Annotated in this window: 11 protein-coding genes; 8 read left to right on the forward strand and 3 right to left on the reverse strand. The window is 66.0% G+C overall.

All coding sequences use genetic code 11. From position 1 onward, the window contains the following. The first annotated feature begins 86 nt into the window (after window positions 1-86). Entirely contained in the window at window positions 87-509 is a 423-nt protein-coding gene (locus ACOYR4_RS16190; RefSeq protein ID WP_422847310.1) for a TerB family tellurite resistance protein, read from the forward strand. 111 nt (window positions 510-620) lie between these two features. Here ACOYR4_RS16190 and ACOYR4_RS16195 read toward each other — a convergent pair whose 3' ends face one another. Further along, window positions 621-956 (reverse strand): ankyrin repeat domain-containing protein, encoded by a 336-nt coding sequence (locus tag ACOYR4_RS16195; RefSeq protein WP_015015009.1) that lies wholly within the window; start codon window positions 954-956, stop codon window positions 621-623. A 273-nt stretch (window positions 957-1229) separates the two neighbouring features. Here ACOYR4_RS16195 and ACOYR4_RS16200 point away from each other — a divergent pair, with 273 nt between their 5' ends. The 6 genes from ACOYR4_RS16200 to ACOYR4_RS16225 all read left to right on the forward strand — a co-directional run bounded on the left by ACOYR4_RS16200 (window position 1230) and on the right by ACOYR4_RS16225 (window position 9931). Beyond that, window positions 1230-2021, forward strand: coding sequence for a pseudouridine synthase (locus tag ACOYR4_RS16200; protein ID WP_422847311.1), 792 nt, complete (start codon window positions 1230-1232; stop codon window positions 2019-2021). Between the two features lie 70 nt (window positions 2022-2091). After that, window positions 2092-3042 carry an NAD(P)H-dependent flavin oxidoreductase gene (locus tag ACOYR4_RS16205; protein WP_209819909.1) on the forward strand — a complete coding sequence of 317 codons (951 nt, stop codon included), beginning with the start codon at window positions 2092-2094 and terminating at the stop codon, window positions 3040-3042. Window positions 3043-3204: 162 nt separating this feature from the next. Then, window positions 3205-4383, forward strand: a complete 1179-nt coding sequence (locus tag ACOYR4_RS16210; protein WP_422847312.1) for a response regulator — start codon at window positions 3205-3207, stop codon at window positions 4381-4383. Window positions 4384-4386: 3 nt separating this feature from the next. Next, window positions 4387-5094, forward strand: coding sequence for a histidine phosphatase family protein (locus ACOYR4_RS16215; RefSeq protein WP_422847313.1), 708 nt, complete (start codon window positions 4387-4389; stop codon window positions 5092-5094). Between the two features lie 24 nt (window positions 5095-5118). After that, entirely contained in the window at window positions 5119-8772 is a 3654-nt protein-coding gene (locus ACOYR4_RS16220; protein ID WP_422847314.1) for a response regulator, read from the forward strand. Between the two features lie 286 nt (window positions 8773-9058). Beyond that, complete coding sequence (locus tag ACOYR4_RS16225; protein WP_422849678.1) at window positions 9059-9931, forward strand: DMT family transporter; 873 nt, start codon at window positions 9059-9061, stop codon at window positions 9929-9931. Window positions 9932-10000: 69 nt separating this feature from the next. On the opposite strand, the gene ACOYR4_RS16230 is transcribed toward ACOYR4_RS16225, so the two are convergent. Next, on the reverse strand, window positions 10001-10936 hold the full coding sequence (locus tag ACOYR4_RS16230; protein ID WP_422847315.1) for a succinylglutamate desuccinylase: 936 nt from the start codon (window positions 10934-10936) through the stop codon (window positions 10001-10003). Window positions 10937-11063: 127 nt separating this feature from the next. Here ACOYR4_RS16230 and ACOYR4_RS16235 point away from each other — a divergent pair, with 127 nt between their 5' ends. Beyond that, window positions 11064-14207 (forward strand): WD40 repeat domain-containing protein, encoded by a 3144-nt coding sequence (locus ACOYR4_RS16235; RefSeq protein WP_422847316.1) that lies wholly within the window; start codon window positions 11064-11066, stop codon window positions 14205-14207. Window positions 14208-14341: 134 nt separating this feature from the next. Here the strand turns inward: ACOYR4_RS16235 and ACOYR4_RS16240 are convergent, their stop codons facing one another. Beyond that, window positions 14342-15394 carry a DMT family transporter gene (locus tag ACOYR4_RS16240; protein WP_422847317.1) on the reverse strand — a complete coding sequence of 351 codons (1053 nt, stop codon included), beginning with the start codon at window positions 15392-15394 and terminating at the stop codon, window positions 14342-14344. Between the last annotated feature and the right edge of the window lie 547 nt (window positions 15395-15941).

The following is a 15941-nucleotide window of genomic DNA, read 5'->3' on the forward strand; positions in this document are numbered from 1 at the left end:
CCCCTGACGCATCCATCCCATTCACGCAGCCTCGTAAGCTCACGATGTTCCAAGCCCTCAAAGAACTTTTGGAAAGCATTGCTCCCTTGCACCCCACACCCTCGCCGGCCGAGCGTGCACGGGCACTGCAACTGGCAGCCGCCGTGTTGCTGGTGGAGGTGGTGCGCACCAAGGCGACCTTGGGCGAAGCGGAGCGCGGCGTGATGGAGAGCGCACTGCGCCAGCAGTTTGCACTGTCGGACGAGGAACTGCAGGCACTGCTGGACCAGGCCACCACCACCTCCCGAACGGCCTACGACTACCAGCACTTCACCAGCCAGTTGAACGAACACTTCACGCAGGCCGAGAAGATCCGGCTGGTCGAAGCCATGTGGCAGGTGGCCTATGCGGACGCACGGCCGGATGAGAACGAGATGCACACCATCAGCAAGGTGGCGGGCCTGCTGCATGTGACGCACGGCGAGTACATCGGCGCCAAGATGCGTGCGAAGGAAACAAGCCCCCATTGATTCGCTTCGCGGTTTTCCTCCAAGGGATACGCCGCTGGTGCGGCAGAGGCCTTACACGGCGGCCGCTAGCCCGGGCTGCGCGGGCTGTACCGATGTGCCCACACTTCGCCTTCACACCGGCAACCAGCGCCACCAGAACGGCTTGCGCTCCTCCTTCGCACCCTGCGCCTGCAGCATGCCAATGAACTCGGTGCGCCGATAACGGCGCGCAGCCTCCAGCGGGGTCATGTCGTCAAAGTCGGACCGCAGCATCGGGTCCGCCCCATGGGCCAACAGGTAATGCGCAATGGCATCGTGGCCGTGGATGAGGCTGGCCACAAGCGGTGTGCAAAGGATCTCGGGATGCTGGTAGTTGGGGTTCACGCCCGCGCTGATGTGGTGGCGCACCAGCGCCAAATCGCCCGCCACGGCGGCGGCGTACATGTCTTTCCAGTCTCCTGCGGACATACCTGGGCATCCTTTGCAAGGGTTGAACGAGACCAGTGTAGGCAGCGGCGCGTGCGGCACAATCCGCGCCTTCCCCTAGGGATCCTCTGCACGAATCAGCGCGCCGTGTGCATCAGCGGCCTCGGGCGGTCTGCTGCGTTGCAAATACTCGCAATAGCGACGGCTATTGCTGCGTTTTGCGCCTTGCAGCCCCTCCCGATCCGCTGCGCTCACTTGGCCAGCGAGATTCGTGCAGAGGATCCCTAGCCCGCGATGGCGCACACATATTCCTCCATGCCCCCTCCCCTGCACATCCTCTGGCGCGACGAGCATCTGGTGGCCGTTTACAAGCCTGCCGGCTGGCTGGTGCACCGCACGGGACTGGACGCGGGCGAGACGCGGTTTGTGATGCAGACCCTGCGCGACCAACTGGGCCAGCATGTGTTTCCGGTGCACCGGCTGGACAAGGGCACCTGCGGCGTGCTGGTGATGGCGCTGCACAGCGATGCAGCGCGGGCACTGTCGCAAGCCTTTGAGCATGGCGCCACGCACAAGCGCTACTTGGCCATGGTGCGCGGCTGGGCGCCTGAGGCCATCGAGGTGGACCACGCGCTCAAGCCAGACGATGCCCCCTCCGATGCGGCGGTGCAGGACGCTCACACATGCTTTCGGCGGCTGGCGCAGCTCACGCTGCCCGAGGCCAGCGATGCGCGTTTTGCCACCACGCGCGCCTCGCTGGTCGAGGCACTTCCCACCACCGGGCGGCGCCACCAGATCCGCCGCCATCTCAAGCACCTGGCCCACCCCATCATTGGCGATGCCACGCATGGCAAGGGCCCGCTCAACCGCTGGTGGGCCGAGCGACTGGGCCAGCAGCGGCTGTGGCTACATGCCTGGCAGCTCAGGGTGCCCCACCCCGTAACGGGGGCGGCGATGACTTTTGACAGCGGGCTGCGCTGGCCGGGACCTGCAGGCTGGGGCTGCGGATACCTCCCCGCCGACGATTCCGCTGTGCCGCCCTGCGCCGACTGGCAGCGCCTGTTTGTGCAGCTGCCCTGGCAAGAGACACCCGCCCCGGCCCCGTAACGCGGGCGACACAGCGACAGCACACCCGTCGAAATAATGGGCGCACCCAAAAAATCAGGAGACACCGCCCATGACCGCACCCGCTACCAACCGCGTCCTCGCCCACACCGGTGCGCGCTACCCCATCATCCAGGCGCCCATGGGCTGGATCGCGCGCACGCAGCTGGCCTCGGCGGTGTCGCGCGCGGGGGGGCTGGGCATCATCGAAACATCGTCGGGCGAAACCGCCAACTGCCAGGCCGAGATCACCAAGATGAGCGCGCTGGGCCTGCCGTTTGGCGTGAACCTGCCCATCCGCTTTTTGAAGGACGACGCCATGCTGCGCTTTGTGTGCGCATCGGGCGTGAAGTTTGTGACCACCTCGGCGGGCAGCCCGGCCAAGTTCATCGCGCCGCTGAAGGACGCGGGCATCACCGTGTACCACGCGGTGCCCACAGTGGACGCGGCGCTCAAATGCGTGGACGCAGGCATTGACGGCCTGGTGGTCGAAGGCGGTGAAGGCGGTGGCTTCAAGAACCCCGAAGAGGTCTCCACCCTGGTGCTGCTGCAGGCCATTCGCGCGCAGGTGGACGTGCCGCTGGTCGCAGCCGGTGGCATCTGCGACGGGCGCGGCATGGCCGCAGCCTTTGCGCTGGGTGCCGAGGCCGTGCAGATGGGCACGCGGTTTGTGAGTTGCGCCGAAAGCCCCGTGCATGCCAACTACAAGAACGCCATCGTCGATGCGGGCGTGACCAGCACCTGGATGCTCAACACCAAGGCCAGCCCCTGCATCCGCGCGCTCAAGTCGCAGCGCACCCAGGCCATCCACGAGGCGGGCCTGATGCCCGCCGACAGCTTTGCGGACATCCAGCGTGTGTACTTTGACGGTGACATGGAGGCGGCCCCTGCACTGGCCGGGCAGACCGTGGGATTGATTGACTCCGTCAAGACCGCGCAGCAGATCATTGACGATACCGTGGCAGAGTTTTTTGCCATCAGCCAGCGCATGGGTGCCCTGGCCGCAGCGCGGTCGTTTGGCTAAAAGGGGCGCACCCGGCCCGACAAGTGCTGCGGCGGCAACGCATGGATGCGATGTGCTACCCGACCACCGCACCACGGAAAGCTTGTCAGCTCCTGTAAGGGCAGTAACATGCACTTACACCAGAGCGAATTCTCTGCGTGGTAGCCCGAAAGCACCCCGACCATGTTTTTGCCGACCGATGACAAAGCCCTGCTCAGAACGGTACTGGTCGTCGACGACACCCGCGAAAACCTGACTGTCATCGGCCAGCTCCTGCGCCCGTACTACCACGTGCGCGTGGCCAACTCGGGGCTGCGGGCCTTGCAGGTCGCCCACACCCAGCCGGTGCCCGACATCATCCTGCTCGACGTGATGATGCCGGAGATGGACGGCTACGAGGTGCTGGCCGCCTTGCGTGCCGCGCCAGAGACCCGCGAGATCCCGGTGATCTTCGTGACCGCCCTCGACGCCATCGCGGACGAAGAACGCGGCCTGCAAGCAGGCGCTGTGGACTACGTGGCCAAGCCCATCAAGCCCGCCGTGCTGCTGGCGCGGGTGCGCACCCATCTGGAGCTGAAGGCCGCGCGCGACTGGCTGGCCGACCAGAACAGCTACCTGGACGCCGAGGTGCAGCGGCGCATGGCCGAAAACGAGCTCATCAAGGACTTCAGCCTGCACGCGATGGCCACGCTGGCCGAGAAGCGCGACAACGAAACCGGCAACCACCTGCACCGCACGCAGGCCTACATCGAGGCACTGATGCTGCACCTGCAGGACCACCCGCGCTTTCAGCACCTGCTGGGCAGTCCCCACCAGCGCCAGCAAATCGCCAAGGCCGCGCCCCTGCACGACATCGGCAAGGTGGGCATCCCCGACGCGATCCTGCTCAAGCCGGGGAAGCTCACCCCTGATGAGTTCGAGATCATGAAGACCCATGCCCGCATTGGTGCCGACGCCATCGACGAGGCCATCCGCAGCGTGCTGCAGATGGGGCGCCAGCAGCTGGCCCATCCGGCCAGCGCCCCCAGAAACTCAGCGCTGGAGTTCCTGGAGACAGCACGTCAGATCGCGGCAGGCCACCACGAAAAGTGGGATGGCTCGGGCTACCCCGAGGGACTGCAGGGCGACGCCATCCCCTTACCCGCACGGCTGATGGCCATCGCCGATGTGTTTGATGCGCTGATCTCGCGCCGCCACTACAAACGCGCGTTCACGCTCGACGACACGGTGGACATCATCCGCAACGGCCGTGGCCAGCATTTCGACCCCGACATCTGTGATGCGTTCGTACAGCTGGTGCCGCAGTTTGCAGCCATCGCCGAGCAGTTTGCAGACCACCCGGTGCCCGCGCTGGAGCCGTGAAGCATGCTTGCCTTGTCCCCGGCCATCGCACTGCGCGGCAGCCCGCCCGTCTGCCGGGCCACGGTGGGTGCTTGTGTGCTGGCCGTTGCGGCGGCGGCAGGGTGGCCTGGGGGATGCAGCGCACAGGACCAGGACTTTCAGGAAACTCTCGTCAGCCCCGCCCTGCTGGCGCAAATGCGCCGGGGCGGTTTTGTGCTGTACCTGCGCCATGGCGCCACCGACAGCAGCCGGGTGGACCAGGCCCCGCAGGTGGACCTGAACGACTGCAATACCCAGCGGGTCCTCAGTGATGCCGGGCGGCAGCAGGCGCGCGAACTGGGTGTGACGCTGCAGCGTGCCCGCATTCCCGTGGGCGAGGTCATCCACAGCCCGCTGTGCAGGGCGCGCGAAAGCGCACAGCTCACCTTTGCCACGCAGCCCCAGTTGCTGCGCGCAGAGCCCCTTCTGGCCTACACCGCCAACCTGACGAGCGAGCAGAAAAAGCCGGTGATCGCCGCCACGCGGGCCCTGGTATCCACCCCGGTTCCTGCCGGCACCAACCGCGTCATCGTGGCCCACGCGCCCAACATGGCGGACCTGATGGGTTATTTCGTCAAGCCCGAGGGAACGATGGTGGTGCTGCGTCCGCTGGGGCAGTCGCGGTTTGAATACCTGGGCAGCATTCCGCCGTCTCACTGGGCCGCCCTGCTGCCCGCCTCCTCCAAGCGCTGACCCATCTCGCGCCACCCCTCGCCCATGCTCCTCCTGCTCAAACGCCAACGGTTTTTTCTGCGTTTCTTTCTGCCAGTGGTGCTGGCCGTTCTGGTGGGCATGGGGTTTGACTACGCAGTGCAGCAGCACACCCAAACCGTGCAGCGCAAAGCACTGCAAAGCCAGGAGGAAGACATCCAGGTGGCCGCCAAGGCGGAGGCCATCAGCCGAAAACTGCTGGAGATCAAGCTGCGGCTGACACAGACCCTGACTGTCTCCAAATACCGCGAGGTGGACGAAGCCAAGGCCTACCAGCTCCACGGGCTCATCGTGGACGAAATGGCCGCGCTCGAAAAGGACCTGACGGGGCTGACCACAGCCCACGACTTCTCGCATGTCAGCACCCACTACCCCGCTGCGCTCAGAGCCTTTCAAGAGTTTCGCCAGTTTGCGCTGATGAGTTCGGACCAGATGGCCATCGACCAGTCAGCGGCAGGCGAGCACCTGATCAGCGCCACGGCGTACTACGGTGTGTTCGCACTGCGCATGGGCGACATTGCCAAAACCTTCATGGACCACGCCATAGAGAACGCTGCCAGCACGCGCAACCAGCTGCAGGATTTCGATCGCCGCATGCGCCTCTACAGCACGCTGGCCGCGCTGGTGTTTCTGGCCCTGTGGTTTGTGCTGTCGCGGTCCACATCCCGCCAGCTGGACCGGCTCAACACCATCCTGCAAAAGCTGTCGCGCGGCGAAAGCGGCTTGAGCGACTACAAGACCTTTTCCCGCATCAAGGCCATGGCCGCACGCGAAGGCACGCTCATTGGGGACATGGCCAATGCGGTGCTGGCCTTTCAGAAAACACAGGACGAACGCCGTCTGGCCCTGGCAGAGCTGCACGACCGGGAGGAACTGCACGCCAACATCATCAGCCAGGCGCCCATCGGCATCGTGGTGCTGGACATGCAGACCCTGCAGTTCGTGAGCTTCAACGATGCCACCTACGAATCGCTGGGCTACACGCGCGAAGAGTTTTCGTTGATGAACCTCTACGACCTGCAACTGGACCCGGACAGAAGCAAGGTCGATGAAAAGCTCCAGCGCATTCAGGCCCAGGGCGGCCTGGACTTCGAGACCCAGCGGCGTGACAAGGCCGGCAGCGTCCGCGACTTCTGGGTTTCGATGCGCCCCCTTCACCTGCATGACCGCGACTGTATGACCGGCATCTGGGTGGACATCACCAGCCGCAAGCAGTCCGAGCGGGAACTGGCCCGCTACCGCGACGAGCTGGAACAACTGGTGGCCGAGCGCACGCTCGATCTCGAAAAGACCAGCCAAGCCCTCGCACAGCAGACGCTGGAACTGCAGCACACCAATGCCCAGCTGCGCAGCGCCAAGGCCATGGCCGACGAGGCCAACCAGGCCAAGAGCGCCTTCCTGGCCAACATGAGCCACGAGATCCGCACGCCCATGAACGCGATCATCGGGCTGACCCACCTGATCCGCCGCGACACCACCAACCCGCACCAGCGCCAGCAACTCGACAAGGTGTCGGGCGCTGCCATGCACCTGCTGGCCGTCATCAACGACATCCTGGATTTCTCCAAGATCGAGGCGGGCAGGATGGCCCTGGACCCGACCGATTTCGAGCTGGAGAAGGTGGTGAGCAACGTGTTCACCATTACCGGCGACAAGGCCGAGGCCAAGGGCCTGGAGGTGATGGCCGAACTTGCAGGTGTGCCCCCCATCCTGCATGGGGACGGCATGCGGCTGGGTCAGATCCTGACCAACTTCATGGGTAACGCAGTCAAGTTCACCGAACGCGGCAGCGTGTCTTTGCACGCGTTTGTCACCCACCGCGAAGCCAACCAGGTGCGCCTGCGCTTTGAGGTGCGCGACACCGGCATCGGGCTGAGCCCCGAGCAACAGGGCAAGCTGTTCCTGGCGTTTCAGCAGGCCGATGTTTCCACCACTCGCACCCACGGCGGTACCGGCCTGGGGCTGGCCATCTCGCGCCGCCTGGCCGACCTGATGGACGGGCAAGTGGGTGTGCGCAGCGAGCCCGGTAAGGGCAGCACCTTCTGGTTTGAGGCGCCCTTTGGCATCAGCTCCCAGGCTGCCGCACCGCAGCATGTGCAGGCCCTGCCCCCCAGCACCCGCGTCCTGGTGGTGGACGACATGGAAGAAGCCCGTGAGCTGCTGGCCGACATGCTCACCCACCTGGGAGCGCGGGCCGACGCGGTGTCGTCCGGCGCGCAGGCCGTGCAAGCGGTGGCACAGGCTGACGAACTCTGCGACCCCTACGAGCTGGTGCTCACCGACTGGCTGATGCCGGGCCTGAATGGCACCCAGACCTGGCAACAGATCTGCGCCTTGCCGCTCCAACACCGCCCCGCCTGCATTCTGGTCAGCGGCAGCCTGAGCTGCCCTGCCGACGAGGTGGATGCCGGTCCGTTTGCGGCCTTCCTGCCCAAACCCGTACTGCCCACCGCACTCGAAGACGTGCTGGTGCGCGTGTGGAACCATGCGCAACTGCCAGAGGCCGCTGCACCCGCGTTGGCCGCCGATGCGCCCGTCCGTTTCACCCCGGGGCTGCAATTGCTGCTGGCCGAAGACAACACGCTGAACCAGGAGGTGGCGGGTGAGCTGTTGCGCCAACTGGGCTTTGCCGTGGATATGGCGGGCGACGGGGCGATTGCGGTGGAGCGCGCGCGCGAACGTCACTACGACCTGATCCTGATGGACATCCAGATGCCCCACCTGGACGGCCTGCAGGCCACGCGCCAGATCCGCGCGCTGCCAGGCCATGCGCAGACGCCTATCGTGGCCATGACGGCCAACGCCTTCGCCGAAGACCGCGCCGCCGCGCTGGCCGCTGGCATGAACGACCACCTGCCCAAGCCTGTGGACCCGGCACAACTGGCGCGCGTGCTGGCGCGCCTGCTGCCCCATGCCGTGGACGCCACGGGCGCAACCCCAACGCCCAGCGTTGCAACATCGACCCCCACGCTGCAGAACGAAGCACAGATGCGGGCCCAACTCCAGGGCGTGGCAGGCTTTCAGCTGGAGCAGGGACTGCGGTCGCTGGGCAACAACTTTGCGGCGCTGGTGCGTCTGCTGCAACGCATGGTGGTGGAACACCCCCACGACGCGCAAAAGGCGTTGCAGGCCTGGCAAAGCGGTGACCTGGCTGAAACGCAGCGCATCCTGCACACGCTCAAGGGCCTGGCGGGCACTGCCGGCCTTACCGGCTTGCAGGTGGCCGCGCAGCAAGCCGAGGCCAGGGTGCAAGCCACACCGCAAGGGGGTGTGGATGCCGACACCCAACACGCGCTTCAAGACCTGGATGTGCGACTACAACAACTGGTGCAATCCCTGCACTTCGTATTGGATGCTGCCGCAGAGCCGACCAGCGTGGCCCCTGCAGCCGATGCCGACCATCTGCGAGCAGGCTTGCGGGCACTGCGGCCCTTGCTGGCCAGCGACGACCTCGATGCCAGCGCAGCCTACGCCGGGCTGCACCCCGCCATGCTGCAGCATTACCCGGACCGCGCCCAGGCGCTGGCCCAGGCCATCGATGGTTTCGACTTTGTGCAGGCGCTGGCACTGCTCGACGCCATCCTCGCCACAGCGGACGGCGGAGGCAGCAGCGATACCGCCCCGGCCAACACGCCCGCGCCCACCCCATCATTAGGGTAAGCGCGGCTGACAAAACTCAGCGAAGCGGCGCGGCGTGCCTGCGCTACACTTTTTGGCCTTGCCGCACATGCCCCGCCATGGTCTGGCCTCTCCAAGCGCCAGTCCTGCGGAGCCCACCTTCCCATGCCTTTGCCCAGCCCGCCATTGCCGCGCTTTTTCCCGCGCCTTTTCTTCTCTGCGCAGGCTCCTGCCCCCCATGACCGCCAGCGAGGCCTCGCTGGCGCGCACGCAGCCACAGGGCCACACAATGTCTGAGGCGCGGCCGAGCGCCTCTGCAGGCTTGGCGATGCCCGCGGGCAATCTGCGCGGCATCCTCGCCATGGTGGCGGCCGTGGGCTTCTTCTCGCTGATGGATGCGCTGCTCAAGACACTCAGCGCCCACTACCCCGCCATGCAGGTTGCGGCGCTGCGAGGCTGGGCGGCGCTGCCGCTGGTGGCGCTGTACGCGCTGTGGCGTGGCGAAGTGCCCCGGCTGCTGAAGGTGCGCTGGCCGCTGCACCTGCTGCGCGGCGGGCTCAACGTGGCCATGCTGGCGCTGTTTGCGTTTGCCATCCGCGAACTGGCGCTGGCCGAGGCCTATACGCTGTTCTTCATTGCCCCTTTGCTCATCACCGCGCTGTCCACCGTGGTGCTGCGCGAAAAGGTGCGCCCCGCTCACTGGGTGGCCATTGTGCTGGGCATGGTGGGGGTGCTGGTGGCCCTGCGGCCCAACCAGGAGGCGTTCTTTACCCTGGGCGCACTGGCGGTGCTGGCAGCAGCCACCTGCTATGCGGTATCGGCCATCACGGGGCGCATGCTCACCCGTACCGATTCCAGCGCCAGCCTGGTGTTCTGGACCACTACGCTGCTGGCGCTGGGCGCCGGCGCGCTGGCGTGGCCCCAGTGGGTGAGCGTGGCGCAGGCCCACTGGCCGCTGGTGGCAGGGCTGGCCGTGACCGGGTTTGCGGGGCAGCTGGCGATCACCGAGGCGTTTCGCCACGGGCAGGCCTCGGTGGTGGCCCCGTTTGAATACACGGCCCTGGCCTGGGGCATGGGGCTGGACTGGGTGCTGTGGCAGACGGTGCCTGGCTACAGCACGCTGCTGGGCGGCGCCATCATCATCGGCAGCGGGCTGTACCTCGTGCGCCAGGAGCGCACACAGGCGGTGGTTCCGCCCTGAACAACGTCAGGCGGTTGCAGCCAGACCGTCGGGCGACGCGCCCGCATGTCTGGCGTCGTACCAGCCGGGTCAGATCGGCCGCGTGAGGTACACCGCCTCGCGGCCCACGATGGGCTCGCGGGTGGGCATGAGGATGGTGCAGTCGTCGCACAGCGCGCGGATCTCGTGCGGGCCGTCTGTGGCGATGAGGTCCCCCTTGGCAAACACTTCAAACCCTTGCACGGGCCGCGTGAAGCGGAAGTCGGTAGTGCGCACCATGCAGGTCTCCAGCAGCTCGTAGCGGCGCTGCTCGGCGGGTGCGGGCCGATCAGCCACCGGCGCGATGAGGCCGAAGTGCGCCAGGAAGTCCAGCGCCACGGCCGTGGCCAAGTCAGCCGCCGACTGGCGGAAGTGCTGGCCGCATTCCACCACCACCGCCACACCGCCCCCTTCGGCCTGCCCGTGACGGCCGTGCTGGATGAGCGGCGTGCCCGAGCCCAGGCCGCTGGGCATCACCAGATGCACCGGCGGGCGGCCGATGGCCAGCGCCGCCTCCGCGTTGCGCGCATAGGCCGGGTATACCCAGAAAGGTTGCACGTCCTGGCTGGTGGAGTGGATGTCGAGGATGTGATCAGCCGCAGCCACCACCGGGCGCAGGACGCGGGCGCGCTGCAGCTCGGGGCTGTCCGCCGTGCCGTCCAGCTCGGCCGCCGACCAGATGCGGTTGAGGTTGTGCACCAGCTGGCGGCTCTCGAACGGGCGGCTCTGGTCAAACGATTCGTAAGCCGCGACGTTGGCAAAGCTGATGGTCAGCGTGCCGATGAGGGGGCGCACGCCCGTGTCCAGCAGATGCGTGGCGGCCACCATGCCGCAGATTTCGTTGCCGTGCGTGAGGGCGTTGATGAGCACATGCGGGCCAGGCTTGCCCGACTCGAAGCGGTGCACATAGTCAATGCCCACATTGCCCTGGCGGTAGGCCGAGAGGTCGCGGGGGAGGACTTCAAAAACGGGGGGGTTCTGCGTCATGGCGGTGAATTAATAAGATGACACATCATTGTCGGCGCAAAGCCGGATCGCCGCAGGGTGCGGTGTACGATGCCCGCCGGTTGAGCCCCTCACGTGCCCTTCTCCCGCCCCTTCCGCGCCCCGCCCCATGACCACTGTCCGACTTTGCCCGCTGGCCGACGTGGCCCACCGCCTCCCTGCCGACTGCTGGATTGCCCAGCGCCTGGCGGAAGAACCCGACGCCCTGGCGGACGAAACCACCTTGTGGATCACGGGCGATGCACACTGGCCTGCGCTGCACCTCGACGCCCCCCTGGCCCCAGGTAGCCCGCTGCGCCAGTGGTTGCATGACGTTCCAGACGGCCCCGGTGATGCCTCGGTGCCCCGTGCACCGTTTTTGATCCTGGTGGACGGAGACCTGCGCATCGACGGCGCTTTGACCAGCGCGGACACCGACGGAACCACCCACCTCATCGTCACCGGCAACGCACATCTGCATAACGCCGTGGTGGGCGGACAGCTGGTGTACGTGCAGGACGCGCTGCAGGTGAACGAGCTGCTGTGGGGCCACTACAACCATGGCGAGCTGCGTGTGCGCGGGGGGCTGCAGGCCCGGGTGGCGCTGTTCACCGACGAGTACCACGTGGACATCGCAGGCCCCGAACAGGTGGAGTTTTTGCTGGACGAGGTGCGCGGTGTGCCCAACCGTGCAGAGTTCTCGACCGAGATCGTGGGCGCCGTGTTCGCCCCCGAGTTCCACGAGGGCGTGGATGCTGGCGAAGACGGCCTGGCCGCCATGATCAACCGCCGCCAGCTGCTTGCCGCTGTGCGGGCAGGCCAGAGCGCGGTGCGCAGCAGCGCCGACATCCACGCCGACCAGCCCGTGGCCCACGACCTGTGCGCCGGCGACGCCATCAGCATCGACAACATCCTGACCGTGGTGCGCACGCCGGTGATTGCGCACAAGGAGCACAAGGCCTACGGCTGGTTTCAGCAGACCGATTTTTCGCTCTGCCAGCGGCATGTGGACGACGAGGGCGACACGCGCGACGACAACGTGTTCATCACCGTCTGGAAGACCTGGGACTTCTACCTGTCGGTGGAGCAGGTGCCCGCGCCGCGCAACTGGCTGGAGCGCGTGGCCACCAAGCTGTGGCGCCACGCGGCCCCCACGGTCGCCCAGCGCACGCTGCTGTACCGCCGCTACACGCAGGGCGAGCCTGGCGACTGGCAGGTGCTGGTGCCCCCCGCCGAGCCCGGCCACACCCCCGACGCCTGGAAGGCCTGCGAACACGCCTGGCGCGGGGTGCTGGACTATGTGCGCAAGGCCGTGGGCCAGCACCGCGCGCGGTACCCCCTCTACCAGCGCCTGCAAGCCACGATGACGGCTGAGCACATCGAGGTCTTCACCAGCCTGCCCGTGTTCACCGAACAGTACAACGACTGGTGGGACAGCGACCGCAACGGCTACTGGGAGGGCGAGGTCTGGGTGGGTGCGCGCCAGCCCTGCATGCACGATGGCGAACCCTGGGGCCGCGCGCTCAAGTACAGCTGGCGCAACGGTGACGATGCACCAGGCGACGACGAAGACAACGCCCACAGCGCCTACCAGATCGATGTGGACGAGGCGCGCGAAGGGCCAGCTGCGGTCGAGTTCAGCTACACCCAGCGCCAGAGCGACAGCCGCGCCCCCCTGCCCCGTTGCGCCGCCGACCACATTGCCCGCCTGCTGCGCTTTCACGGCGTGGTGCAGGCCCGTATCCGCGCACGGCACGAAGAGGCGCAGGCCCAGCAGGCCGAGGCCCGCCGCATCGAAGCTGCCGTGCAACTGCTGGCCACCCCACCCTTGCCGCCCGACCTGCCCGATGCGGCCGTGTTTCCCGTCGAACTCATGACCCTGTCGGAGCAGTGGCAGGCCGATGGGCAAGCCTACGTGGCGGCCATCCGCGCGAGCCAGCTGGCCCGCGATGCCAATACTGCTGACACTGCCGCCCCTGCCGACGCCTCCGCAGCCCTTGGGGGAGACGAAGAACACGCAGAGGACGAAGACCCTCTGCCCGAAGACCCGCGCACGGCCGACGCGCCCACCGTGCTGCAACTGGCACGCGTGGTGAGCCGCTGGGCCGACGAAGAGCTTGCCACGCGCTTTCGCCAGCGCTTTGCCTTTGCCCCGGACGCGTATGTGAAACGCGCGGCCAAAGCCGGGCAATTCATCGGCCCCGTATGGCTGCTGGAGGATGACCGCGTGATCGCACGCATCGGCGCTGCCCATGACGACGACGCTCACTGGGCGGTACTGCAAGGCACCGAGCACGCACTGCTGCCCAGCATCCGTGGCGTGGGCCGCTCGCCCAATCGACAGTGTTTTGCCCAAAGCGACGGCCGGCACATCACCACCCACCGGGGATGGAATGGCCCGGTGATTGCGCGGTTCACACTGCCGCGCGGCAACGAAGGCCTGCCGCCGCAGGTGCAGGTGTCGGCCGGCCCGCTGGGTCAGCGCTGCGATGACATCATCCCGTTCAACGATGGTCTGCGCGTACTACTGCGCAACCCCACGGGAGTCTATTTGCTGACCTACACGGCGCCAGGCGCTGAGAGCACCATTCAACGCGTGCACCCACAGACGTTTGACGAAGACGGCCCCTACACCTGGCCCAAGAACCAGATGGACGAAGAGGTCGAAGGAGAGACCGTCACGGTGCTGGCGCTGGACATGCTGCACATGGCCCTGTCAACCGACGAGCGCCATATCGCGGTGGGCGACCAGGACAGCCCACACATCGTGCTGGATACGCACGGCGCTTTGGTGGCTGAACATGAGCCCCTGTCGTCCTACCCACACCACGCCGTGTTCTCGCACGACGGCACACGCCTGTTTGCCAATTCGTGTCACCTGTACTGGGGCGCTACGCGCTCGATTCCGATCGGCGTTGCATCGCAAGAGGCGGCGGACACGGATGAAGACACCCCGCCACTGGACGAACATTGCCGCGTGTACGCGTCCGCCACCTTGCCCGGCCTGGTGATCCTGGGCGACGCCGACGGCTACCTCCACGCCTACAGCGACGAAGGTCAAGCCCTGTGGCGCCACCACATCGGCAGCACGATCAGCGCCATCGACGTATCGCCGGATGGCGCAACGCTGTGGGCGGCCAGCTACGGCGGCTACCTGGTACGGCTGGAGCGCCGCGAGACGGGCATGGACCCCTATTCCATCGGCACGTCGCCGTACGTGGAGACGCGGCGTTGGATATTCTGGACGGACGAGGCAGGGCCGGTGCGGTGGTAGGTGGATGAAGGCTGTTGACGGCCAGAAGCGTTCAGCCGCTCCGAGCTTCCAGGCGATGGCTTAAGGCTGTCTGCGGACATGCAGTCCGTACTATTTGCCAACAAATAGGCATTTGCCAGCGAAGCCCCTTGGCTTCAGTGCATATGCCCGTGGTGCAAATCAGGCACATGCGGGTGCTTGTGTACCAGCGCCGTGTGCGTGTGCAAGTGACTGTGAGCCCCTTGTGGCATGGGCTCATGGCTGTGGTCATGATGACCGTCACCGTGTGTATGCGCGTGCTCATGCTCAAGGACCTCATGGGTGTGCTCGTGGTCGTGCGACTCAATCAGATGCAAGACCACCCCGGCCAGCATCAGTGCCCCTCCGAGGACCAGCAGCACCGAGGCTGCGCGCTCTCCAAGCCCAAAAGCACCCAGTGCGCCAATGAACGGAGCGAACGCAAACACTGAGCCCGTGCGTGCCGCGCCGAAGGTGCGCTGAGCGAGCAGATAAAAGCGCAGGCTCAGACCGTAGCCAGTCGCGCCAATGCCCAGCAGCACGCCAGCCGCCAATAGATTTGGCATAGGCTCCGCAAGCAGCCCAGCAAGAAGGACAGTAGCAACGACACCCAGGCTTGATTTCGCGAGCACTACCTGTCCAGGGTCACGGTCAGCCACGCCGCGCGACAAGGTGTTGTCCACGCCCCATGCGGCTGTTGCCACCATGACAGCGGCCAACCCGAGCAGTTGCACGTTGCCCTGCAGGCCCTGGTCCAGCGTGAGGACCATCCCACCGGCCATGAGAGAAGCCATGGCAAGTAGCACACGCCTGTCCACCGTTTCACCGTACAGCCTCCAGGCGAGCAACGCTGTGAAGAAGGCCTCCAGGGTGAGCATCAGGGAGGCGGACGTTCCGCTGGTGCGCTGCAGGCCCCATACCAGGGCAACGGGTCCAATGACGGCGCCGAACACTGCCATGGCCAGCAGACGACCGGCATCACCACGCTGCAATTGCGCTTCCCGCTCTCTGGGGCGGCGAATGAACAAGGCCACCAGGCCCGCGCCGCCATAGAGAAGCCCAGCCGTAGTGAACGGGCCGAGACCCCGGCCCCACAACTGGACAAACGGAGTGCTCAGACCAAACAGGGCGGCCGCCAGCAGCGCCAGCAGACCACCTCTTAGAGCGGGCGAAAGTGACAGGTGTGTCATGCGTATTGGCCGGTGAAGCTCGCGGCAATGAAGTTACAAAGAATGCGAGAACAACACATTCAGATTTTGCTTTGTCTTGTCGGTGGCAGCTGGATTCCTGAGCACATTCGACCTCTCATAGTCGGGAGTAAGCGTCAGACGAGGGAGGACAGATAACCGCAAGCGTCTCAAACCGGATGATGGTTCCGAAAGTATGACCGGCTCTTAAGAGCCCAAACCCGCCCCTCATTCAGCCTTGCAACCAACACGCATCGACCGGCACCGTGAAAGCGCTGGAACACAGCATCCCGCCCAAGTCCGCCCCTCGTTGTCCAGTACTTCGGCATCCGCTGCTGTCGCGAAAGTGGGGGTAGCGATCTGTATGCCAAGGCCGCAGGACTCGAACACTTGCGGTAGGCATCCTGCCATATGCAAGCGCATAGCCTAAGTCCCTCCGGGCACCCCGCTGGGAGGAAAAGTCTGTTGGAATGCGCCAAACGAGAAGCCGGTCACCATCGAAGCGCGTGCCTCACGACTCATGGCATGGGCGTTGCATGTGTCCGCGATA

It is taken from the genome of Acidovorax sp. M14 (assembly GCF_049331375.1).
GTDB lineage: Bacteria > Pseudomonadota > Gammaproteobacteria > Burkholderiales > Burkholderiaceae_C > Acidovorax.

Coding starts and splice junctions, on each gene's coding strand:
- ACOYR4_RS16205 (WP_209819909.1), top strand. CDS start 2,092: ATGACCGCACCCGCTACCAACCGCGTCCTCGCCCACACCGGTGCGCGC.
- ACOYR4_RS16200 (WP_422847311.1), top strand. CDS start 1,230: ATGCCCCCTCCCCTGCACATCCTCTGGCGCGACGAGCATCTGGTGGCC.
- ACOYR4_RS16240 (WP_422847317.1), bottom strand. CDS start 15,394: ATGACACACCTGTCACTTTCGCCCGCTCTAAGAGGTGGTCTGCTGGCG.
- ACOYR4_RS16220 (WP_422847314.1), top strand. CDS start 5,119: ATGCTCCTCCTGCTCAAACGCCAACGGTTTTTTCTGCGTTTCTTTCTG.
- ACOYR4_RS16210 (WP_422847312.1), top strand. CDS start 3,205: ATGTTTTTGCCGACCGATGACAAAGCCCTGCTCAGAACGGTACTGGTC.
- ACOYR4_RS16230 (WP_422847315.1), bottom strand. CDS start 10,936: ATGACGCAGAACCCCCCCGTTTTTGAAGTCCTCCCCCGCGACCTCTCG.
- ACOYR4_RS16235 (WP_422847316.1), top strand. CDS start 11,064: ATGACCACTGTCCGACTTTGCCCGCTGGCCGACGTGGCCCACCGCCTC.
- ACOYR4_RS16215 (WP_422847313.1), top strand. CDS start 4,387: ATGCTTGCCTTGTCCCCGGCCATCGCACTGCGCGGCAGCCCGCCCGTC.
- ACOYR4_RS16225 (WP_422849678.1), top strand. CDS start 9,059: ATGCCCGCGGGCAATCTGCGCGGCATCCTCGCCATGGTGGCGGCCGTG.
- ACOYR4_RS16195 (WP_015015009.1), bottom strand. CDS start 956: ATGTCCGCAGGAGACTGGAAAGACATGTACGCCGCCGCCGTGGCGGGC.